This is a genomic window from Caecibacteroides pullorum, assembly GCF_019239235.1.
In the GTDB taxonomy this organism is placed as follows: domain Bacteria; phylum Bacteroidota; class Bacteroidia; order Bacteroidales; family Bacteroidaceae; genus Bacteroides; species Bacteroides pullorum.
The window spans coordinates 195,783-219,264 of the sequence record NZ_JAAZTS010000001.1; the positions used below are offsets into that span (position 1 = coordinate 195,783).

Here is a 23,482-nt window from a genome sequence, read left to right on the forward strand (position 1 = left end):
ACGACCTCTGTCGCATTGGATTTCCGCCTACAAAAAAATTTTATATGAACGATAAAAAGAAACACCGGAAGCGGTGCTTCCTGTATCGCTGTGCGCAAAAATAATGTTTTTTCGGAGAATAACAAGGAGTATGGAGATTATTTTAAATGAAAGAGCCGTGACCCGCGAGAGCCTGGAGAACTGGTGTGCGGGCTTCGTAGGGAAAGAACATGCCCGCCGGGTGTTGACGCAAACGGCGGACAGCTATCTTTTCAACCCTAATTCGCCTTTCTACAACGAGGCACTCTACGGATTGTATCTGGAGACGTTGCTCGGCAAGTTGCCGAAGACGGACGCCCGACGCTCCACGTATAGTTTCAGATTGGAACTGGTAAGACGCAACAACGTTGGTAGCCGTGCTACGGATTTTACCTATTATCTGCCCGACGGAACGAAGCATACGCTGGCCACCACACCGGTGAAGAACGACCGTCTGCTGCTGATGTTCTACGACCCCGAGTGTGAGTCGTGCCACGAGGTACTGCTACAGATGGTGGCCGACACGGCACTGGCCGAAGCCGTACGGGCCGGCAAGTTGAGTGTCCTGACCGTCTATACCGAAGGCAATGATGCCGCATGGCGAAAAGCCTTGCCCGACATGCCCGAAGGCTGGATGGTGGGTACCGACCGCGAGGTGGTGAAGACCGGAGCACTGTACGACCTGAAGGCAATGCCGTCGCTCTACCTGCTGGACGGAAAGAAAACGGTGCTGCTGAAAGACGCGGCCTACGAAAAAATACGTGCGGCTCTGCAGGAACGCTGAAGCCGTCGCAAAGAGAAATCGTCGTGAGACGAGCCTGCCTGTCCGGGCTTGGAGAAGCGGGACGGGAATAGCTTATTAATCGTAATAAGCAATTGTTTGTTTTGTTTGTCAAGCCATATCGTCAAAAGCGGTATGGCTTGTTTTTTCCCAGTCAGACAATCTTTTTTCTCCAGTAAAGGAAATCTTTTTTTCCAGTCAGGGAAAAATATCTGTGAATTAAGGAGAGGAACTTCCCTTCAAATTCTTTATTTTTGTAGCCGAACATTTCAAGAAATATGCCATGCAACTACCCGCTCCTTTTGTAGACTATGCCCGTGCCCTGCTGGGCGAAGCAGAATACAATCGTTTTTCCACCGCCCTGCTGGAGGACGAACAACCCGTCAGCATCCGCCTGAACCCTCAGAAGTGGGATAATTCTCCATTCTCCATTCTTCATTCTCCATTAAAAGAGGTTCCCTGGGCTACCGGTGCTTGCTACCTGGACCAGCGTCTGACGTTTACCTTCGATCCCCTGTTCCATGCCGGAGGCTACTACGTGCAGGAAGCGTCGTCCATGTTTGTGGAGCAGGCGGTGAGGCGGTATCTGCCGGAGCGGGCAGTGGCGGTGCTTGATCTTTGTGCGGCTCCGGGCGGCAAGTCGACCCACCTGCGCAGCCTGTTGCCTGCGGGCAGCCTGCTGGTGGCCAACGAGGTGATGCGCAACCGGGTGCAGGTGCTGGCGGAGAACCTGACGAAGTGGGGACATCCCGATGTCGTAGTGACAAACAGCGATCCGGCGGAGTTCACGTCACTGGAACATCTGTTCGACTGCATCCTGACCGATGTGCCCTGCTCGGGCGAAGGCATGTTCCGCAAGGACGAGACGGCCATCGGGGAGTGGAGTCCGGAGAATGTGGAAATCTGCTGGCAACGCCAGCGGCGCATCCTGATGGACATCTGGCCTTGCCTGAATCCGGGTGGACTGTTGGTATATAGTACATGTACCTATAATACGAAAGAGAACGAAGAAAATGTGCGTTGGTTGTGTCGGGAGTTGGGAGCCGAAGTGCTGCCGCTCGACGTGCCAGCTGAATGGGGGATCACTGGCAATTTGCTGGCTGGAGAAGATTTCCCTGTCTACCGTTTCTTACCACATAAGACGCAGGGAGAAGGATTCTTCCTGGCCGTGCTGCGCAAGGCGGGCGATGAAGAAGAGGCGGATGGCATGCGAATGGCGCAGATGGGGCGGCCGAATGCGGATAAGCTAATCTCGGGTAAACAGAAAGGAAAGAAGGGAAACGGCGGTAAAGCTGCCTCTTCGATGGCTTTCGGCAAGGAGCAGCTGGCAGCGGTACAAGGCTGGCTGCGCGGGGCGGAAGGATACAGCCTGATGCCCGAGGGACAGACGCTGACTGCCTTCGCTACGTCGTGGCTCCCAGTGTTGTCGGCTTTGAAGCAGCATGTCCGTGTGTTGCAGGCCGGCGTGACGCTGGCCGAGGCGAAAGGGAAGGATTGCGTTCCTGCCCATGCACTGGCCATGAGCAGCCTGCTTCGCCGTGAAGCTTTCGCCTGCGAAGAGGTGGACTATCCGACGGCCATTGCTTATCTACGCAAAGAGGCCGTCACCCTTTCGGGCGCGGCCCCTCGCGGTTTTGTATTGCTTACTTATCGGGATTTTCCTCTTGGCTTTGTGAAGAATGTCGGCAACCGGGCCAACAACCTTTATCCGCAGGAGTGGCGCATCCGTAGCGGCTACCTGCCGGAAGAAATAAGAATCTTATAGCCGGCTCTTATAGATTTTAGCCATCACTTTCTGATACTGGTTTTCCAGCTGTAACAGATTGGCCTGGCTCTGGTAGATGACGGAGACTTCGACGAAGTACTCGATCATGCTGATCTGTCCGCCGTCCAGTGCCTGACGCAGCAGCTTCAGGTCCTGCTGGCGGCCGAAGGTCTCGGCATACTCCTGCATGGAGGCGTGGAGGTTGCAGGCCTCGTCGTAGAGCTGCCACAGGGCGGTGCTGGCGCTGAGGCGGGCGTTCTCTTCGCGGAAGTCGGCGCTGAGGGCCTGCGAACGGGCGGCCTTCACCTTGCCGTGGTTCTGGAAGATGGGGAACGAGAAACCCACCACCAGACCGTTCAGCGGATGGCGGCTCTCGGTGTTGCGGCGGTAGCCCAGCTCCAGGCCGGGCAGCCAACCCTGACGGCTGACGGACAGCTGCTTCTGTGCCGCCTGGCTCTCCTGCCGGAGCGAGAGCAGGGCAGGGTCGGAGGCCAGCAGCTCTTCGCACAGCGGGCCGAAGTCGGCAGGCAGGGGGACGGAAGGATAGTCCGTCAGGCCCAGGTTCTGCGCCGTGGCGGCGGCAGGTCCGTCGGGCATGGGGCGGCCGGGGACGAGCGACAGGTTGCCGTTCAGGGTCGTGAGTTCCTTCAGCTTGCTGTCCAGTGCCGTGCGGTTCATGCGGGCCTCGGTGCGTACGTTCAGCAGTTCCAGGTTGATTTTATTGGTTTCCAGCGTGCTGGCGTCGCCCGTCTCCAGGCGGCGGCGGTAGTAGGCGGCCAGCTCCTCGGCATTCTTCAGCCGTTCGTCCAGCAGCTGCTGCTGGCGGCTGAGGTGGATGATGTCGAGGCAGGCTTCCTGTGCCTGGAGCAGGATGGCCTGCCGCTGGGCGTTGGCCTGCGCGTCCAGTGAGTTGGCCTTGAGGCGGTTCAGGCGGGCACGGCTGACGTAGAGCGAGGGGAAGTCGAAGCTCTGGGCAATGACCAGCTCGCCTACGGTGATGTTTTTGTCCTGCGAGTCCCACAGGTGGGCATACGACAGGGTGGGGTCGGCCAGGTTGTTCGAGGCACGGTTCTCCAGCTTCTGTGCCTCCGTGGTACGGGCGTTGGCCTGCAGTTCCTTGTTGTTGGCCTCCACCTGCTGGAGGATGGCTTCGATGCCGCTTTGGGCGTGCACCCCTGCCGCCAGGGCAAGGCATGCACAGATGATTATTGTCTTCTTCATTTCTTCTTGGTGTGTATGAGCAGATAAACGATGGGGATGATGAACCCGTTGAGGAAGGTCGACGTCAGCAGACCGCCGAGGATGACCTTCGCCATGGGGCTCTGTATCTCGTTACCGGGCAGGTCGCCGCCCAGGGCCAGCGGGATGAGGGCCAGCGCACTGCTGAGGGCCGTCATCAGGATGGGGTTCAGACGGTCGAGCGAGCCGCGGATGATGCTGTCGTGCAGCGAGTAGCCTTCCACGCGCTGCAGGTGGTTGTAGTGGCTGATGAGCAACATACCGTTGCGCGTGGCGATGCCGAACAGCGAGATGAAGCCGATGATGGCCGGAATGCTCACCTCGCCGGTGGTCAGCAGCAGGGCGAAGACACCTCCGATGAGGGCCAGCGGCAGGTTGATGAGGATGACGGCGCTCTCCCTGACGCTGCGGAACTCGTGGTAGAGCAGCAGGAAGATGACGACGATGGACATCAGTGACGTCAGCAGCAGCGTGCGGCTGGCCGCCTGCTCGCTCTCGAACTGGCCGCCGTATTCCACATGGTAGCCTTCGGGCAGCTTGATGTCGGCGTCGATGCGGGCCTGGATGTCGGTCACCACGGAGCGCAGGTCGCGGTCGGCCACGTTGGCCGAGATGACTATCTTGCGCTTCACGTTCTCGCGGCTGATGCTGTTGGGGCCCATGGACGAGCGGATGTCGGCCACATAGTTGAGCGGCACCTGACGGCCGTCGCCCGTGTCAATCATCAGGTCGCCTATCTTCGAGGCCTGGTCGCGCAGGTCGTCGCGCAGGCGGACGGTGAGGTTGAACGACTTGCCCTGCTCGTAGACCTGCGACACGGCCTCGCCCGCCAGGCAGGCGTTGACGTACTCGGCAAACTGGGGCAGGGTGATGCCGTAGCGGGCCAGCATCTCGCGGCGGGGCGTCAGCGTCAGCTGCGGACGCTCGATCTGCTGCTCCACGGTGAGGTCGGCCACGCCCTCGACGTCCTGTATCTTGTCCCTTATCTGGCTGGCGAGGCTGAACATGCGGTTCAGGTCGTCGCCGAAGAGCTTGATGGCGATGTTGGCTTTTGTGCCGCTGAGCATGGCGTCGATGCGGTGGCTGATGGGCTGGCCTATCTCGACGTTGACGCCGGACAGGGTGGCGAGCTTCTCGCGCACCTCGGCCACCACCTCGCTGCGCGAACGGTCTGTCAGCTCGAAGGGGGCCTCGATTTCCGACCCGTTCACGCCGCGCGAATGTTCGTCCAGCTCGGCGCGGCCGGTCTTGCGGGCCACGGTCTGGATTTCGGGCACGGTGAGCAGCAGTTCCTCGGCCCGTCGGCCGATGGCGTCGCTCTCTTCGAGCGAGATGCCCGGCAGCGAGGAGAGGTTGATGGTGAACGACCCTTCGTTGAAGGGCGGCAGGAACGAGCGGCCCAGGGTGAAGAACAGGCCCAGGGCGACGGCGAAGAGTGCGACGGTGCAGCCCAGCACGGCACGCTTTTGTTGTAAAGCTTTTTCGAGCACGATGCCGTAGACCTTCTTCAGCGTGCGGGCCACGGCGGAGTCGCCCGAATCGGCCCCACAGGTACTTCTGGAGGGGGGTGCCGGAGACTCTAAGGAGTCGTCGCCCGAAACTCTAGGGAGTCTTGCTTCATGACTCCCTAGAGTCTCAGCCTGTAACTCTAGGGAGTCTTCGGGGCTGACTTCGGGGTGTATCTGAATGTCTTCAGAATGTTTATCTTCTTTACTGCGAAGCAGGTACGAGCAGAGCACGGGCGTCAGCGTCAGCGCCACTACCGTCGAGGCGGCCAGGGCGGTGATGAAGGCGATGCCCAGCGGGACGAGCATGCGCCCCTCCATGCCGCTCAGGAAGAACAGGGGCACGAAGCTGACGACGATGATGAGCGTGGAGTTGAGGATGGGCATGCGCACCTCGCGCGAGGCGTTGAACACTACCTGCAGCACGGGCAGACGGCGCTCGGGCGGCAGGAGGCGGTTTTCGTGCAGGCGGCGCCAGACGTTCTCCACATCGACGATGGCGTCATCGACCAGCGAACCGATGGCGATGGCCATACCGCCCAGACTCATGGTGTTGATGGTGAGCCCCATGTAGTGGAGCACCAGCACGGACACGACGAGCGACAGGGGCAGGGTGACGAGCGAGATGAGGGTCGTCCGCACGTTGGCCAGGAAGAGGAACAGCACGATGACCACGAAGATGCCGCCTTCGACGAGCGACTTGCGCACGTTGCCGATGGAGCTTTCGATGAAGCGGCTCTGGCGGAAGATGTCGGTCGATACCTTCACGTCGGGGGGCAGGTTCTTCTGCAGGTCCTGGAGGGCGGCTTCCAGCTTGCCGGTCAGCTCCAGCGTGCTGGTGGCGGGCTGCTTGGTCACGGTGAGCAGCACGGCGGGTTTGGCGCGTTCCGAAGCCAGTCCCAGCTTGGGCGTCTGCGCGCCGATGCGCACGTCGGCCACGTCTTCCAGCAGGACGGGGGCGGCGAGTGAGCCGTCACTGTCCGTAGCGGACTTTACCACGGTCTTGCCCAGCAGTTCGGTGTTGGTCGTAGCTGTCAGTCCGCGCACGATGTACTCGTTGCCGTATTCGTAGATGACGCCTCCGTTGGCGTTGAGGTTCATGCCGCGGGTGGCACTGAGCACCTGGCCCAACGTGACGCCGTAGTGGCGCATGCGCTCGGGGTCGAGCTGTATCTGGTATTCCTTGATGTCGCCTCCCAGCACGGCCACCTGCGCCACGCCTCCAGTGGAGAGCAGGCGCGGACGGATGGTCCAGTCGGCCAGCGTGCGCAGGTCGAGCATGGAGGTGGAGTCGGCCGTGAGGCCCACGATCATCATCTCGCCCAGAATGGACGACTGCGGTCCCAGCGTCGGCTTGCCCACGCTTTCAGGCAGTTCTTCGGCCACGAGCGAGAGCTTTTCGCTGACAATCTGTCGGGCCAGGTAGATGTCCGTGTCCCAGTCGAATTCCACCCAGACCACGGAGAAGCTGTGGGTGGACGAAGAGCGTACGCGGCGCACGTGTGTGGCGCCGTTGACGGCGGTTTCGATGGGGAAGGTGACGAGCTGTTCCACCTCCTCGGCTGCCATGCCGTTGGCTTCGGTCATGACGACCACGGTCGGCGCGGTGAGGTCGGGGAACACGTCCACTTCCGTGTGCATGGCGGTGTAGGTACCGCCCACGAGCAACAGCACCGAGGCGACGAGCACCAGGATGCGGTTCTGTAGGGAGAAGTGTATGATTTTGTTGAGCATAACTTGTTAAATGAAGAATTAAGAATGAAGAACGAAGAATTCCTGTGTATGGAAATTCTTCATTAGGAAGCGCAGCTTCCATTCTTCATTTTTCGTTTAATTAGTGTTCATGACTATGCGCCGGAAGTGCGTTCGCCGCTCCGGCCAGTTTCACCTGATAGGCACCGCGGGTCACGAGGCGGTCGCCGGCCTTCAGCCCGCTGAGCACCTGCACGCGCTGGCCGTTGTCGGCACCCAGGGTGACGAGCTGCTTGCGGTAGCACTCCTCGTCCAGCTGCAGGTAGACGTAGAAGCTGCCCTGTTCTTCGGTCAGGGCCGAGCGGGGCACGCTGATGACACCCTCCATCGGGCGGGCCAGCAGGTAAATCTCGACGAAGGAGCCGGGCACCACGTCGCCGCGGTTGTCGAACTCGAAGGTCACGGGGATGTAGTAGCTGCCTTCGCCCGAGGCTTTGCCGTAGGACAGCAGACGGCCGTTCAGGTCTTGCAGGGCATACACCTTGCTGTTATAGGGCGTGCAGAAGTTGGCCGAGGTAATGGCGGGCAGCGAGGCATAGTACTTCTCCGACACGTCGGCGCGGAGGAAGAGGCGGCGGTTCTGTGTGATGCTCACCAGCGGCTGGCCCACGGTGACGTAGTCGCCTTCCTTCACCAGCAGGCTCTTCACGTAGCCGCCTATGGGAGCGGTGACGGCCTGCCCGCGGTCGGTGTGGTTCTTGGCCACGGCCTCGTAGCTGATGCGGGCGTTCTCGTACGCCTGTTTGGCCTGAGCGAAGTCCTTCTCAGAGACGATGCGGCTCTCTACGAGTGCCTGCATGCGTTCGTATTCCTTCTTCGACACCTCGTAGGCTACACGGGCTTTCTGCACGGGGTCGCCCTCGGCGATGTTGCCCGACGAAAGCAGGACGAGCGGCATGCCTTCGCGTACGCTCATGCCCTCGGTTACCTTTCCCTTGAACGACACGACACCTGCCACGGTGGCTACGGCTACCCGTTCGTCACCCTGCGCGGCCAGTACCTGCCCGCTGGTCTTGATGACCTGGGTGAAGTTGCCCGGTTCTACGGTACCTGTCTCTACGCCTGCGGCCTGTGCCTTGGCGGGCGGCATGACGATTTCGTCCGAGGCGCCTTCGGCGTGTCCCTCTTCTTCAGCATGTGCGTCTCCTTCATGGTCGTGGCTGTGGCCTGCTTCCTCGTGGGCATGCTGTTCGTGGTCATGGTCATGTTCGTGGTTGTGGGCTTCGGTAGCATGGTCGTGCCCTTCGTGTCCGTGGTCGGACTGGCTGTTGCAGGAGCCCAGCGACCATGCGACGAGGACTCCCAGAAATATCAGTTTCTTCATTGATAGATGTGGATTAAGTTCTTGCAAAATAAACAGAAGTAATTTCCGGTTGCAAAAGTAATGCACGGAGGCTGCAACCGGGTTGCAATGTGCAGATGCACACGGCAATGCTTATGCAAGAAGGCTGGGAGGAGCCCTTAATCCCGAGGCACGGGCGATGTAGACGCCGTGCAGCGATTCGATATAGGGAGAATATAAAGCAGTTGAATAAAAAACGGTGTAGGGAGACAACAGGCTGACAAGCAGACTGAGGTCGGCCGGTTGCAGGACAGGGAGAGGCTGGGGAGCCTGGCGCTCCACCCGCGGCGTGCGCTGGACGAACTGGTGGGTGAGGCAGCCCTTGTCGTGGCAGCAGTTGGGATGGCCTGCCGGATGGTGGTGATGATTCGTTTCGCCGCAACCCGTATGCAGGTCGTTCTTCAGGCAGATGGCCTCACTGCCATGATGATGATGGGGCACGACGGGCACTGCCAGCATCAGGATGCTGAGCAGGAGCAGCAGTGCGGTAATGTAGGGCTTCCGTATCATCATAGCGTTCAGTGTGGAGTTGCGCAAAGATAAGGATTATTTCTTTTCCAGCTCGCTGAGTGACTCCATTTTTTTCTTTTCCAGGAATTCGTAAACGCCGCAGAGGTGTTCGCGGACTCGCTGGTGGCCGAACTCATAGACTTTGCTTACCAGGCCGTCGAGGAAGTCGCGGTCGTGGCTTACGACAATCAGGGTACCGTCGAAGTCCATCAGTGCTTGCTTCAGGATGTCCTTGGTCTTCAGGTCGAGGTGGTTGGTGGGCTCGTCCAGGATGAGCAGGTTCACCGGCTCGAGCAGCAGCCTGATCATGGCCAGACGGGTACGCTCGCCGCCGGAGAGCACCTTGACCTTCTTCATCGAGGCTTCGGGACTGCCGAACATGAAGGCGCCCAGCAGGTCGCGTATCTTGTTGCGTATCTCGCCCTTGGCCACGTCGTCGATGGTCTGGAAGACGGTCAGGTTCTCGTCGAGCAGGGAGGCCTGGTTCTGGGCGAAGTAGCCTATCTGCACGTTGTGGCCCAGCGTCAGGGTACCTTCGTGCTCAATTTCGCCCATGATACATTTTACCAGTGTGGACTTTCCCTCGCCGTTGCGGCCCACGAAGGCCACCTTGTCGCCACGCTCGATGGTGAGCGTCGCGTTCTTGAATACCACGTGGTCGCTGTACGTCTTGCCCACGCCATCCATGATGACGGGGTAGTTGCCCGAGCGGGGCGATGGGGGGAACTTGAGGCGCAGGGCCGAAGTGTCTTCCTCGTCTACTTCGAGGAGTTCCAGCTTTTCCAGCATCTTCACGCGGCTCTGCACCTGCAGGGTCTTGGAGTAGGTGCCCTTGAAGCGTTCGATGAACTCCTTCGTCTCAGCGATGAATTTCTGTTGCTCGTCGTAGGCCTTCTGTTGTTGTTCACGGCGTTCCTTGCGGAGCTCGAGGTATTTGGAGTAGTTTACCTTGTAGTCGTAGATGCGGCCCATCGTGACCTCGATGGTGCGGGTGGTGATGTTGTCCACAAACTTGCGGTCGTGGCTGATGACTACCACCGCCTTGCCGTTGCTGATGAGGAAGTCTTCGAGCCACTGGATGGACTCGATGTCGAGGTGGTTGGTGGGCTCGTCGAGGAGCAGTACGTCGGGCTTCTGAAGGAGCAGCTTGGCCAGCTCGATGCGCATGCGCCATCCGCCGCTGAAGTCGCTCGTGGGGCGGTTGAAATCCGTCCGTTCGAAGCCAAGGCCCAGCAGGGTCTTCTCTACATCCTCCTCGTAGTTGGTGGCGTCGATAGCATAGTATTTCTCGCTCAGGGCCGATACCTGTTCGATGAGCTCCATGTAGCTGTCGCTCTCGTAGTCGGTACGCGTTTCCAGCTCCTTGTTCAGGCGGTCAATTTCAGCCTCCATCTCGTGCAGATGGGCAAAGGCCTGTGCCGTTTCTTCGAACACGGTACGTCCGTCCTCGGTCATCAGGTGCTGGGGCAGGTAGGCGATGACACAGTCCTTGGGAGCCGACACCTTGCCGCGGGTGGGCTGGCGTACGCCGGCCAGAATCTTCAACAGGGTACTCTTTCCCGCTCCGTTCTTGCCCATGAGGGCGATGCGGTCTTTTTCGTTGATTACGAAGGATATGTCACTGAACAGGGTGGTGCCGCCAAACTCTACGGCCAGTCCGTCTATGCTTATCATATATATAATGTCATTGTTTGAGGGTGCAAAGATAGTGCAAACCGAGTGAAGTACAAAAGAGGAAAACATAGTTTTCATCTTTTGTATTTCCGAGGTGTAGCCTATGTTCTGAAAAGATAGTGCAAACCGAGTGAAGTACAAAAGAGGGAAACACAGTTTTCATCTTTTGTATTTCCGAGGTGTAAAAAACAAAAACTCTTATGTTGCATAACATAGCCTTTAGGTTGTTCCTTTCCGAAATATTTGTTTCCTTTGTATCAGCATAGTTCAGTACAGAAAAGGATTCAAGTAAACAGGTGCGATGGACGCTAAATTGTTCGGACAGCAATCGAGTAAGGTTACCCAGTTGGCGGACCTGATCAGCCAGGCAATTTCCATGCGGGAATTTCTTGAAGGGGATTCTTTGCCGTCCATCAACGAGTTGAGTCGGCGGTACGGAGTGTCGCGTGATACGGTCTTCAAGGCTTTCAGTGATTTGAGGGAGAGAGGTATCATCGATTCGACTCCTCGCAAGGGTTATTTTGTGACAGGCCAAGTCACCAATGTGCTGTTGTTGCTTGACCAATATACTCCTTTCAAGGAAATGTTATACAATAGTTTTGCAAAACACCTTCCAGTCAATTATAAGGTGGATTTGCTTTTCCATCAGTATAATGAACGTCTTTTCAGTACAATCGTTCGGGAGTCTGTCGGAAAGTACAACAAATATGTTGTGATGAATTTTGATAATGAAAGATTCAGCGCCTCCTTGAATAAAATCAGTCCTGCCCGTCTCTTGTTGCTCGATTTTGGGAAGTTTGAAAAAGAACGGTATTCTTATGTTTGTCAGGACTTTGATGAATCTTTTTATGGTGCCTTGCAACGTTTGGACGACCGCTTTTCTTCGTATCGGAAGTTTGTATTTCTTTTTCCTTCTTCTTTGAAGCATCCTCAGAGCAGTAAGGACTATTTCTTTCGTTTCTGTCAGGATTATAACCTTTCCGGAAGTGTAGAGGAAGATGTCGAAAACTTGAAAGTGGAGAAAGATACGGCCTATTTGGCAATTAAGCAACAGGACGTAGTGAAAGTGGTGAAGCAAGGAAGGCTGGCCGGGTTGAAGTGTGGAAGGGATTTCGGTCTGCTGGCTTATAATGACATTCCTTCTTATGAAGTGATCGACGAGGGGATTACGGCTTTGACGATCGATTGGCAGCAGATGGGAAATGAAGTGGCTCGCTTTGTGCTGGACAATGCGGTGGTGCAGAAATATCTGCCTACGGAAGTCCGGCTTCGGAATTCACTTTGATCTTTTGAAGTGTTTTCAGTACAGTTCAGTGTAGGAAAATGGATGAATAAATATAGATGATATTGTAAGAATTAAATAGAACAGTTTATGAAAAAGTATCCTAAAATTGGTATCCGCCCGACCATCGACGGTCGTCAGGGTGGTGTTCGCGAGAGTTTGGAAGAAAAGACCATGAGCTTGGCAAAAGCAGTGGCCGAGTTGATCAGCAGTAACCTGAAGAATGGCGACGGCAGCCCCGTAGAGTGTGTGATTGCCGACGGTACCATCGGTCGTGTGGCCGAAAGTGCCGCTTGTGCTGAAAAATTCGAACGCGAAGGCGTAGGCTCTACCATTACCGTCACTTCCTGCTGGTGCTATGGTGCCGAGACGATGGACATGAATCCTTATTATCCGAAAGCCGTGTGGGGCTTCAACGGAACAGAACGTCCGGGTGCCGTTTATCTGGCTGCCGTATTGGCTGGTCATGCTCAGAAGGGCCTTCCAGCTTTTGGCATTTATGGCCATGATGTACAGGACTTGGATGACAACACGATCCCTGCCGACGTGGCCGAGAAGATACTTCGTTTTGCACGTGCCGCCCAAGCCGTGGCTACGATGCGTGGCAAGTCTTACCTTTCTATGGGTAGCGTGTCTATGGGTATCGCAGGCTCTATCGTTAATCCAGACTTCTTCCAGGAGTATCTGGGCATGCGCAACGAGTCGGTTGACCTGACCGAAATCATCCGCCGCATGACGGAAGGTATCTATGACAAGGAAGAGTATGCCAAGGCGATGGCATGGACAGAGAAATATTGCAAGGTGAACGAAGGTGAAGACTTCAAGAACCGTCCTGAGAAACGCAAGACGCGTGAGCAGAAAGATGCTGACTGGGAATTCATCGTAAAGATGATGATCATCATGCGCGACCTGATGACGGGCAATCCGAAACTGAAAGAAATGGGCTTCAAGGAAGAGGCATTGGGACACAACGCCATCGCCGCAGGTTTCCAAGGCCAGCGCCAGTGGACCGACTTCTATCCCAACGGCGATTATCCAGAGGCACTGCTCAACACTTCCTTCGACTGGAATGGCATCCGCGAAGCCTTTGTGGTGGCTACAGAGAACGATGCCTGCAACGGCGTAGCCATGCTCTTCGGCCATCTGCTGACCAATCGTGCACAGATCTTCTCCGACGTGCGTACGTATTGGAGCCCTGAGGCTGTGAAGCGTGTGACGGGTAAGGAACTCACAGGGTTGGCATCCAACGGTATCATCCATCTGATCAATTCTGGTGCTACGACGTTGGACGGTTCTGGCCAGTCGGTGGACGAAGCAGGCAATCCTGTGATGAAGGAGCCTTGGAACATGACTCAGGCCGATGTGGACAACTGCCTGAAGGCTACGACTTGGTATCCTGCCGACCGTGACTACTTCCGTGGCGGTGGCTTCTCGTCCAACTTCCTGTCCAAAGGCGGCATGCCTGTCACGATGATGCGCCTGAACCTGATCAAAGGCCTTGGCCCTGTGCTTCAGATAGCAGAAGGATGGACGGTGGACATCGATCCCGAAATCCATGAGAAGCTGAATATGCGTACCGACCCGACTTGGCCTACGACTTGGTTCGTTCCTCGTTTGTGTGACAAACCTGCCTTCAAGGATGTTTATTCGGTTATGAACAACTGGGGAGCCAACCATGGTGCCATCAGCTACGGCCACATTGGTCAGGATTTGATTACGCTGGCTTCTATGTTGCGTATACCCGTCTGCATGCACAATGTGGAAGACGATAAGATCTTCCGTCCAGCCGCATGGAATGCTTTCGGCATGGACAAGGAAGGCGCCGACTATCGCGCATGCAATGTATATGGACCTTTGTATAAATAAAAATAACACGTTAGGGTGAAGTCTTGCTTTTGTCGGATGAAAGCATTGCTTTCTTGAGTAGAAAACGATGCTTTGTCCGTACGAAAGCAATGCTTTGTTTCTATCATATTAATGAATCGAATTTAAAAAAACGAGAACATCATGGACACTCCTCAAGAGGGTTATCGTGTACAGACCTATCATGTACCTGTAAAAAGATATTGCCAGACACTTGACTTGCGTGACAATCCTGAACTGATAGCCGAATATCGGAAGCGCCATAGCCGTGCGGAAGTGTGGCCGGAAATATTGGCGGGCATTCGTGAAGTGGGTATTCTGGAAATGGAAATATATATAGTGGGCACACGTCTTTTTATGATCGTAGAGACGCCGCTCGATTTCGATTGGGATACGGCGATGGCCCGGCTGGACACACTGCCCAGACAACGTGAATGGGAGGCCTATATGTCAGTCTTTCAGCAGGCTGATCCTCAAGCCAGCTCTGCTGGGAAATGGAAACTGATGGAACGGATGTTCCATTTATATGAGTAATAATAGATCCGATAAGAAACCATGAAAACCGATAAAGCTTCCATTCTTTCAAAGGACGGCGTAAGTTACCTGATTCCTTTTGTGTTGATAACTTCTTGTTTTGCCTTGTGGGGATTTGCCAACGATATTACCAATCCGATGGTGAAGGCTTTCTCCAAAATTTTCCGTATGAGTGCTACCGATGGTGCATTGGTGCAGGTAGCGTTTTATGGCGGATATTTCGCCATGGCTTTTCCTGCTGCCATGTTCATCCGCAGGTATTCGTACAAGGCTGGAGTCTTGTTGGGGCTCGGCATGTATGCTTTCGGAGCTTTCCTTTTCTTTCCCGCCAAGATGACAGGAGAGTATTATCCTTTCTTGATTGCATATTTTATTTTGACCTGTGGACTTTCTTTCTTGGAAACCAGTTGCAATCCCTATATCCTTTCCATGGGTACCGAGGAAACTGCTACTCGAAGGCTGAATCTGGCCCAGTCTTTCAATCCGATTGGATCGTTGGCGGGAATGTATGTGGCTATGAACTTTATTCAGGCGCGTCTTCATCCACTCGATACGGCCGATCGTGCTCTCTTGGACGAGCAGGAGTTTGAGGCGATCAAAGATAGTGATCTCAGTGTGCTGATTGCTCCTTATCTGGCCATTGGTCTGGTTATCTTGCTGATGTTGATACTGATCCGTTTGGTCAAGATGCCTAAAAATGGGGAGGAAAACCACAATATAAATTTTGTTCCTACCTTGAAGCGTATCTTTACACAATCCCGCTATCGGGAAGGTGTCATTGCGCAATTCTTTTATGTAGGTGCGCAGATCATGTGCTGGACGTTCATTATCCAGTATGGTACGCATCTTTTCATGTCGCAAGGTATGGAAGAAAAGGCGGCAGAAATCCTTTCGCAGAAATATAATATTGTGGCGATGGTCATCTTCTGTATCAGTCGTTTTGTTTGCACCTTTATTCTTCGTTATCTGAATGCAGGCCGCTTGCTGATGATTTTGGCTGTATTGGGAGGCGTGTTTACGTTGGGGGCTGTCTTCTTGCAGAATATTTATGGCTTGTATTCGTTGGTTGCCATTTCGGCTTGTATGTCTCTGATGTTTCCTACCATTTATGGTATTGCGTTGAAAGGGCTTGGCGAAGATGCCAAGTTTGGTGCGGCTGGTCTGATCATGGCTATATTGGGAGGCTCTGTGTTGCCTCCGTTGCAGGCACTTGTAATTGATATGAAGACTGTCGGTGGTTTCCCAGCAGTTAATCTGTCTTTCCTTCTTCCCTTTATCTGTTTTATCGTCATATCGTGGTATGGCTATCGTACGATTCGTAACAGATGGTAGGCTGGTGGGAGGAAAGTCGTTATAAAAAATGAGAATGTATCAAAATAGCTTCACTTCATTTTGATACATCCTCATTTTGAAAACAGAAATGGTATTTATTTCGTTTCTGTTTTTCGTTCTGTCATTTTCTTTTGGATGAATTGTATCTTTAGGTTGGCTTCTTCTATATTTTTCTTGATTTCGGTGATGGCAGAAAGCGTTTTGCCAAGTTCGTAGATATCGGATGCAGCTTGGCGGTCGGCTGGTAGCATGTGGGTTGTATAGGAACGCTCACCTTTGTAGTCAACGCGAAGGTTTTTGTCTTTGTTGGCTGCCACAAAAGCTATGACACCTCCGTCTTCTCCTAATTTATAATCCGCTTTTTCGATATACTCTCCCAAGTCGGTGGTTTCGTAACTGTCACGTGAAACGGAAGTCTCCGTGAAGTTACCATCGGGTGCGGTTACCTTTACGGCTGTGTGGTGGATGTTATAACTACCACAATAAATGGATGTCAGGCTGACTACACCTGTCTCGTCTGTTTGAAATCTCAGAAAGGAGCGGTGCAAATTTCGTTCAATGACTTGTGCGGGCACCAGGTAATGTCCGATGCGTTGATAGGCTGTGTCTTTCTCCAGGACAAATTTGCTTTTGATGGCTTCGAACTCTTGTTGTTTTACAGTTAGCATACTGTCCAGATATCCCAGTGTCTTTTGTTGCTCTTTCAGTTCGACTTCCTGCATCAGGTAGATACCCTGACGGCGGGTGTCGAAGGCTTTGGGATAAAGTATTTTGATGCTGTCTATTTGCATCTTCGCTTCGTTGTAGTTGCCGGCTTCGAAGGCGGCACGTGCTTCGGCCAGTTTTAGAGCGGCTTTTTTTTCTACGTTTTCGCATGCAACCAATGTGCTGCAAAGACATGCCAGAATGATAATTTTTTTCATATATGTAATCTGAATTTTTATGGATGTTACAATGTGGTTGTCCTTGTCGCGACAAAAATAGAAATAATATCGCTATCTTTGCCGCCGCGAAACCATTAAAATGCAAACAGACTGAATTATGATTGAACTGACAGCTGATGAACTGAAGCAGCGCTTCGATGCTAAGATATTCAAACAAATCTCTGAAACGGCCGATGAACTTGGATTGGAATGTTACGTCGTTGGTGGATACGTGCGTGACATATTCCTGCAACGTCCGTCAAAGGATATTGATGTCGTTGTGGTAGGTAGTGGAATAGCCATGGCTGAAGCATTAGGACGTCGGTTGGGACGTGGAGCTTATGTATCCGTGTTCAAGAACTTCGGTACAGCACAGTTGAAATATCGGGGAACGGAGGTTGAGTTTGTCGGTGCCCGCAAGGAATCTTATACACACGATTCACGGAAACCTATCGTCGAAGACGGCACATTGGAAGATGACCAGAACCGGCGCGATTTTACAATCAATGCCCTGGCTGTTTGTTTGAACAGTGCGCGTTATGGTGAATTGGTGGATCCTTTCGGTGGAATGGATGATCTGAAGGAACGCACCATTCGCACACCACTCGACCCTGACATTACGTTCAGTGACGATCCGTTGCGCATGATGCGTTGTATCCGTTTCGCCACGCAACTCAATTTCTATATTGATGATGAGACATTTGAGTCGCTTTGTCGTAATAGGGAACGCATCGGAATTATTTCCAAAGAGCGTATCGCAGACGAATTGAATAAGATTATGTTGTCGCCGATCCCTTCAAAAGGTTTTATTGATTTGGACAGAAGTGGACTTCTTGAACTGATTTTTCCAGAATTGGTGGCTCTGCAAGGAATAGAGACTCGTAATGGGCGGGCACATAAGGACAATTTCTATCATACATTGGAAGTGCTTGACAATATCAGTCGTAAGACTGATAACTTATGGTTGCGTTGGGCGGCTTTGTTGCATGACATTGCCAAACCTGCTACGAAGCGGTGGGATCCGCGTGCGGGTTGGACCTTCCATAACCATAATTTTATAGGCGAGAAGATGATACCCAATATTTTCCGCAAGATGAAGCTGCCTATGAATGAGAAAATGAAATATGTACAGAAACTTGTGGGATTGCACATGCGTCCGATCGTGATAGCTGATGAAGAGGTTACGGATTCTGCTGTTCGCCGACTACTTTTTGAGGCAGGTGATGACATTGATGACCTGATGACTTTGTGTGAGGCGGATATTACGTCAAAGAACTCTGAGCGTAAGAAGCGTTTCTTGGACAATTTCCAGTTGGTACGTCAGAAATTGAAAGATTTGGAGGAACGCGACCGCATCCGCAACTTTCAGCCTCCTATCAGTGGTGAAGAGATTATGCGTACCTTCGGCCTTTCTCCCTGTCAGCAGGTGGGAGCTTTGAAAAGTGCCATCAAAGATGCCATTCTTGACGGTGTTATTCCTAACGAATATGAGGCTGCCCGTCAGTTTATGCTCCAACGGGCAGAGAAGATGGGATTAAAGGTGTCAGAGGGATGAGGAACTAGTATTTCTGCATGGCCGTTCGGGGAAAGTGATCACCACCTCGCGTGGCGTAGCAATTCCTACAAATCCGATTCCTCCACTGACGTTGCAGGGTAAGGAAACGGGTTCCATCAGGGTGGTGTCGTAGTCATCATCATCCAGACAGTTCAGGGCCTTCAGGTAGCGGTAATAGTCGGCTGTCAGGTTGAGCAGGCGGATGTGGATGGATTGGGTACAATATGTCTTGCCGTAGGTAATGCCGTGGAGAGCATTGGCTGTAAAGTCATCGTAGAGGCGAGTGTATACCTTGAGCGTGGCCGAACTGTTGCGGAAACGGTTGTCGGTGAAGATGTTGTACTTGTTCTCGATGCGGGGAAACATCAGGTTGTCTTCATCTTCCTGTGAATGACTTATGTTGCCGTCGGTCAGGATGATGTCTTCGCGGTTGACAAGGTCGCTGTATATTTGGGTGGCCAGGCTGTCGCGTTCGGTGTATATCAGGTTATGGTTTTCGTCTTCGATGAAGTTTCCCTGTTCGTCCCTGAGGTATTCGTAGATGTGGTAGCGCACCAGAAACTGGTTACGGATGTCCAGTCGGTAATGGTTGATTTCGTTGGCTATGTCATTCACTGTCACGAGGTAACGACGATGGGGAGTGACGATGCCGCTGCCCATGTTGATCGGGACGGTACAGGTGTCCACACGGAAATCCTGGGGAGGTTGGGGAACCTGTACTTCTGCCGCAGCCCGAAGGGTTCCACCTTGGGCTGTTGCTTCCAGACGGATGAGGTCGCCGGGTTGCAGGGGAGTTGATAGGCGATATTTTCTGTAATGTATGTTTTTTAATAGCGTTTCGTAATCTTCCGGAGAGAGCCATTCTCCTGGATAAGGATAGATGTCTTCCGGTTTGAAAGCTTGGGGAGTTTCGGTGAGTCGTCCGTTGACGTAAAGGGTGAGTATGGCATCGTCATTTACTTTGTCCAAATTGTCGCCTGTACTTAGGTATAGATATACTTCGTTTGTTTTACCTTCTCCTGCTTCGAGTAGAGCGTTCATGACGAGGCAGGGTTGTTTCATTTCAGGGTTATAGGGAATTTCGTTTTCACATGACAATAATCCGCAAAGAGTTACTGTATATATAATAAAGAATAAATGTTTTTGTTTCATATTCGTTTGTAGGGAATGTAGTTCTTAAAATCTGTATGTATAGGTTACGGAGGGAATACATGGCAGGATGGTCAGTTTCTTGATGACGGTTCTTGACTTTGAATCTATTTGTATGGCGCCTCCTTGACCGTTATTGACCCAACTGTTGGTCAACTGCTTCCGTTGGGTATATACCAGGTTGGGGTTCATGGCGTTGTAGGCATTGTAGAGGCTGATGTTCCAGGTACGCATGCCGTGCTTGGTCTTCTTGTTGAAGTTTACGCCTAGGTTCAGGCGATGGGTAGCGGGCAGACGGTAGTTGTTACGTCCCGATATGTAGTCGGTTTCTTCGGTGCTACCGTCGGGCTTGACGATGGCTGTCCGTCGTTCGGGGATGGTGAGGCAGCCTCCCGTGTAGAAGATCCATGAGGCACCTACGTCGATACGGTTGCTGAAGCGATGGTTGACGCAAAGGTTGAGGCTGTGCCGCCGGTCGTATTTGTGGGGAAACCATCGGCCGTGGTTGATACTGCCGTTTGGGAAGCGGCGTTCGCTCTTGGCCAGTGTGTACGAAAGCCAGCCTGTCGTGTTTCCTATGGTGCGCTGAGCCATCAGTTCCAGTCCGTAGCTGCGGCCTTGGCCCATTTCTACTTTTTCTTCCCAATGGGTGGAGGTACCGAAGAAAGAGACTCCGTCCTGGTACTCCAGAATATGTCGCATTTGTTTGTAGTAACCTTCCAGTGAGAATTCCCAGCCGGGCAGGTCGGTATAGTATGTGCCGACGGAGTATTGGTTGGCATACATGGGGCGTATGTTTCGGGTGATGGGTACCCACAGGTCGGTAGGCATGGAGAAGGGAGTGGCGGTGAGCAGATGGACGTATTGGGCCATGCACGAGTAGGAGGCTTTGGTAGCGATGCCCTTTCCCCAGTCGTAACGGGCGGAGATGCGGGGTTGTACCGACAGATAGTTCTTGCCTTGTGTGTGGAACAACGAGGCTCGTATACCGAGGTTCAGGCTGAACCGGCCGGTAGCTTCCCAGTTGTCTTCTCCGTAGAGCGACAGTTCCATGCCCCGTTGCGGAAGGTTGCTGCTGGTGGCATAGGTGGTGTCCTGCCGGGCAGAGCCATCGTTTATGTTGCCGATATGTGAGGTTGATACACCCGGCGTGAACAGGTGATGGATGAACTCGCTACCGAAGCGGATGTGATGACGGGTGGAAGGTGTGAAGTCGAAGTCGGCACGCAGGCTCCAGTCGCGAATGCCCGAACGGAACTCCGAGCGATATCGGTGGTAGTCGTATAGTTTTCCCTGATAATCGGTACGATCTTCCGACGTTTCGTTCAGACTCATGCGGTACTGGTTGTAGGAAACAGTGAAGTTACTGAACAGCTGATTGCTAAATATGTGATTCCAGCGAGTGTAACCGATGAGGTTTCCCCAGTTCAGGCGGGTCTGGCTGATGTCTTTCTGATAAGTGATGTCGGATAGGGTGGGCGTACTGCTGAATTCGTTGTCGTACCGGTAGTGGTCTTTGCCCCGATAGAAGCCTAGGAACAGGCGGTCGCTGTCGCCGAACTTATGGTTCACCTTGGCATTGATATCATAGAAATAATAGTTATATCGGTCGATGTCTTTGCCATTGCTTCCATTCTCTGTGGTTTTGATACCTTTAGGCAGCAGGATGCTGGGTGTGACGCGCATGCTGAGCGAAAACGACGTGCGTTCCTTTCGAATGGGGCCTTCAATGTGAAATTTGTCAGTAAGCAAGCCGATACTGAGGGTACCATGATAGCCGTTCATGTTACCGTCGTTGGTACGCACATCGACCACAGACGACAAGCGGCCGCCGTAGCGGGCGGGAAAACTGCTCTTAAAGAGGGTGACGTTCTTCACCGCTTCGGGCGTGAACACCGAGAAGATGCCCAACAGGTGGTCGGCGTTGTAGACGGGGATGCCGTCCAGCATCACCAGGTTCTGGTCGGGCGTGCCGCCACGAACGTACATGCCTGCAAAGCCCTCCATGCCTGCCTGTACGCCCGGCATCAGCTGGATGGTTTTCAGTACGTCAGCCTCGCCGAGGATGGAGGGAGTGTGGCGTATCTGTGTCATGGGGATGTCGTGTGCACCCATGTTAGTGGCATTGATGCTCGCCTCCCGCTTTTCCGACGTGACGATTACTTCCTGCAGCTCATTGTGTGTGTTGAGGGCGATGTTCAGCGTGGTGTCTGCCTTCAGGCGGAAGCGATCGGTCCGTGTGGCGTAGCCCAGGTAGGAGGACGAGAGGCTCACCTCACCCTCGGGCAGGGTCAGGGTATAGAAGCCGTAGGCGTTCGAGGCCGTCCCCACGGCATAGCGGCTGTCCAGGATGTTGGCGCCTATCAGCGTTTCGGCCGAGGCGGCGTCGGTGACGTACCCGCTCACGGTGAAGCGGCGGCGTTCGCGCTTGCGGGGCATCTCGCGCTTGCGCAACACGATGTGTTTGCCCGAGATTTCGAACTCTACCGGCTGGTCGCTGAAGGCCTGTTCCAGCACTTGGCCGATGGTGAGCTTCTGTACTTTCAGGTCGATGCGGCGGATGAGTCTGACTTCGTCGCCATAGACAAAGGTGTAATCTGTGGCATTCTCCAGTCGCGACACCAATGCGCGGAGAGTGGCGTTGCGGATGTCCATTGTGATGGGGGCTTGCGGGTTTTGGGCTTGGAGGCAGACTCCAAGCAACACCGCGCCCATCAGGAGCAGGAGCCTGAGGGGGCGGTGGGAACAGCTTGGTTCAGAATAGTTCATGGGTGGTTAAGTTTAGTTTGTAGGATGATGTTTTGGTTCTTGTCTTGTCGGTAGGTGAATCCGGCCGCGGCCTGCAGCAGGTCGAGGATATGTGTCAGGCCTTCTCTGATGTCGAAGGTGGCCGTGAGGCGGTATTCGGCCAGCGTCGGGTCAGCGATGCGGATATCCGTCTGATAGGTGTTGGCCAGCTGGCGGACGATTTCATGCAAGGGCTGGCTCTGGAAGCTCAACTGGCCGTGGCTCCAGCTGATGTCGTCGGCGGCATTGGGCAGGGATTCTTGCGTCAGGCTACCGCTGCTTTTGTGGTAGACGGCCCGTTCGTTGGGAGTCAGTACCAGCCGTTGCGACCGGCTGGGGAGGCTGACGGCTACGGAACCTTCGAGCAGCGTGGTGCGTACCTCACGGTCACGCGGATAGGCCTCGACATTGAAATGCGTACCCAGTACCTCTACCTGTACTTCGCCCGCTTCTACCACGAACGGATGCGACGGGTCCTTCGCTACTTCGAAGTAGGCGCCTCCCTGTAGGGAGACTTCGCGTCGTGCCTCCCGCCGGAAGTCTTTCGGGTAGGTCAGCGTGGAGTAGCGGTTCAAGATGACTTCCGTGCGGTCGGGCAGGACGACGGTGCGCGTCTCCGCCTGTGCCGTCACCGTCATCATTTCCACGGGGCGGAGCTGTTCGTAGGCCTGCCATCCGGCTATGCAAAGCAGTACGATGGCCGCCGCTCCGGCCACCCGCATCCAGAGGGTACGTCGCAAGCTGGTTCTTTTCAGCCGCGACTGAAGCAACGGCCAGGAACGGGCGGCGCTGAACCGGCCGCGAGGCGAGCGGGTCGAGGCCACAAGTCGGTCGAGCAGGGTTTCAAAAGGGTCTTTCTCTGTCATAAGCGTTTCCTTATTTGACCGCCAGCTTCAGCGTGATGGTCGTTGCTTTTACTTTTTTGTCTTTTGGCGTGCAGGTTAGTCTGACTTCGTCCGATTTCTGGATTTTGGCTGGATATATCCGTATGCGTACATGGGCGGTCTTCTTTTTCGGAGCAATGGTCACCTCTTTATCCAGTAATGTGTAGGCTGGTTGTCGTCCTGGTAGGTTCTTGATGCTGATGGTGGCTTTACGTTCGGTGTCTGTTTTTTCGGCAGCAATTACCTTCAGTGTTATTTCACGACTTTCCACTCCTCGCTCAAAGGTGTAGTTTTCCAGAAACTTTTCAAATCCCAGGTAGTCTTTAGGATACTTGTCGTTGTGGTTGTCGCACGCGGTCAGGCTCATTACAGCCAGCAATACCAACATAAGGCTGGTTGTGGTAAGGATAGCTTTTTTCATGTTTAATCAGTTTTTATGGAGTTCCTTTTACCATTAAGACAGCGGAAAGTGGAAAACTCCCTACGCAGGAAACGATTTTTTTTCTGTGGGTGGCGTTTTTGTGTAAAGTTCCAATCGTTGTTCTGGCCATGAAAACGGGCAGCTTGAGACATGTCGTAGCCGATGA

At 53.9% G+C, this 23,482-nt stretch carries 17 protein-coding genes; 7 read left to right on the forward strand and 10 right to left on the reverse strand.

Annotated features, from left to right (window positions below; translation table 11 throughout):
• Positions 1–130 precede the first annotated feature (130 nt).
• Positions 131–802, forward strand: coding sequence for a DUF5106 domain-containing protein (locus HF894_RS00770; RefSeq protein ID WP_246593088.1), 672 nt, complete (start codon positions 131–133; stop codon positions 800–802).
• A 280-nt stretch (positions 803–1,082) separates the two neighbouring features.
• Positions 1,083–2,564: a methyltransferase RsmF C-terminal domain-like protein gene (locus tag HF894_RS00775; RefSeq protein WP_204970755.1), complete on the forward strand. Its 1,482-nt coding sequence runs from the start codon at positions 1,083–1,085 to the stop codon at positions 2,562–2,564.
• Here HF894_RS00775 and HF894_RS00780 read toward each other — a convergent pair.
• From HF894_RS00780 to HF894_RS00805, 5 genes are all read right to left on the reverse strand, one after another.
• On the reverse strand, positions 2,559–3,785 hold the full coding sequence (locus HF894_RS00780) for a TolC family protein (RefSeq protein WP_204970756.1): 1,227 nt from the start codon (positions 3,783–3,785) through the stop codon (positions 2,559–2,561). The two genes, HF894_RS00775 and HF894_RS00780, sit on opposite strands and share 6 nt — an antisense overlap.
• Positions 3,782–7,042 carry an efflux RND transporter permease subunit gene (locus tag HF894_RS15335; protein WP_246593089.1) on the reverse strand — a complete coding sequence of 1,087 codons (3,261 nt, stop codon included), beginning with the start codon at positions 7,040–7,042 and terminating at the stop codon, positions 3,782–3,784. The genes HF894_RS00780 and HF894_RS15335 overlap by 4 nt, the downstream gene beginning before the upstream one ends.
• 100 nt (positions 7,043–7,142) lie before the next feature.
• The gene (locus HF894_RS00795) at positions 7,143–8,384 is read right to left on the reverse strand and encodes an efflux RND transporter periplasmic adaptor subunit (protein WP_075317603.1); all 1,242 of its coding nucleotides are present in this window, start codon (positions 8,382–8,384) and stop codon (positions 7,143–7,145) included.
• Between the two features lie 111 nt (positions 8,385–8,495).
• Positions 8,496–8,915: a DUF6769 family protein gene (locus HF894_RS00800; protein WP_204970757.1), complete on the reverse strand. Its 420-nt coding sequence runs from the start codon at positions 8,913–8,915 to the stop codon at positions 8,496–8,498.
• Between the two features lie 33 nt (positions 8,916–8,948).
• Positions 8,949–10,586, reverse strand: a complete 1,638-nt coding sequence (locus HF894_RS00805) for an ABC-F family ATP-binding cassette domain-containing protein (protein WP_204970758.1) — start codon at positions 10,584–10,586, stop codon at positions 8,949–8,951.
• 301 nt (positions 10,587–10,887) lie between these two features.
• Here HF894_RS00805 and HF894_RS00810 point away from each other — a divergent pair, with 301 nt between their 5' ends.
• From HF894_RS00810 to fucP, 4 genes are all read left to right on the forward strand, one after another.
• Positions 10,888–11,871 (forward strand): GntR family transcriptional regulator, encoded by a 984-nt coding sequence (locus HF894_RS00810; RefSeq protein ID WP_204970759.1) that lies wholly within the window; start codon positions 10,888–10,890, stop codon positions 11,869–11,871.
• A gap of 87 nt (positions 11,872–11,958) precedes the next feature.
• Positions 11,959–13,734, forward strand: coding sequence for an L-fucose isomerase (fucI, locus tag HF894_RS00815; protein ID WP_021847961.1), 1,776 nt, complete (start codon positions 11,959–11,961; stop codon positions 13,732–13,734).
• Positions 13,735–13,875: 141 nt separating this feature from the next.
• Entirely contained in the window at positions 13,876–14,265 is a 390-nt protein-coding gene (locus tag HF894_RS00820) for an L-rhamnose mutarotase (protein ID WP_075317600.1), read from the forward strand.
• 21 nt (positions 14,266–14,286) lie between these two features.
• Complete coding sequence (gene fucP, locus HF894_RS00825; protein ID WP_204970760.1) at positions 14,287–15,597, forward strand: L-fucose:H+ symporter permease; 1,311 nt, start codon at positions 14,287–14,289, stop codon at positions 15,595–15,597.
• A gap of 95 nt (positions 15,598–15,692) precedes the next feature.
• On the opposite strand, the gene HF894_RS00830 is transcribed toward fucP, so the two are convergent.
• Positions 15,693–16,520 carry a hypothetical protein gene (locus tag HF894_RS00830; RefSeq protein WP_204970761.1) on the reverse strand — a complete coding sequence of 276 codons (828 nt, stop codon included), beginning with the start codon at positions 16,518–16,520 and terminating at the stop codon, positions 15,693–15,695.
• Positions 16,521–16,638: 118 nt separating this feature from the next.
• On the opposite strand from HF894_RS00830, the gene HF894_RS00835 reads away from it, so the two are divergent.
• Positions 16,639–18,075: a CCA tRNA nucleotidyltransferase gene (locus tag HF894_RS00835; RefSeq protein WP_204970762.1), complete on the forward strand. Its 1,437-nt coding sequence runs from the start codon at positions 16,639–16,641 to the stop codon at positions 18,073–18,075.
• Here HF894_RS00835 and HF894_RS00840 read toward each other — a convergent pair.
• From HF894_RS00840 to HF894_RS00855, 4 genes are read right to left on the reverse strand one after another with little or no spacing between them, the layout of a single operon-like run.
• Positions 18,064–19,227: a DUF4249 domain-containing protein gene (locus HF894_RS00840; protein WP_204970763.1), complete on the reverse strand. Its 1,164-nt coding sequence runs from the start codon at positions 19,225–19,227 to the stop codon at positions 18,064–18,066. The genes HF894_RS00835 and HF894_RS00840 overlap by 12 nt on opposite strands.
• A gap of 24 nt (positions 19,228–19,251) precedes the next feature.
• Positions 19,252–21,993 (reverse strand): TonB-dependent receptor, encoded by a 2,742-nt coding sequence (locus HF894_RS00845; protein WP_246593090.1) that lies wholly within the window; start codon positions 21,991–21,993, stop codon positions 19,252–19,254.
• Positions 21,990–22,877: a FecR family protein gene (locus HF894_RS00850; protein ID WP_204970764.1), complete on the reverse strand. Its 888-nt coding sequence runs from the start codon at positions 22,875–22,877 to the stop codon at positions 21,990–21,992. Before HF894_RS00850 ends, HF894_RS00845 begins: the two co-directional genes overlap by 4 nt.
• A gap of 10 nt (positions 22,878–22,887) precedes the next feature.
• Complete coding sequence (locus HF894_RS00855; protein WP_204970765.1) at positions 22,888–23,316, reverse strand: hypothetical protein; 429 nt, start codon at positions 23,314–23,316, stop codon at positions 22,888–22,890.
• Positions 23,317–23,482 lie beyond the last annotated feature (166 nt).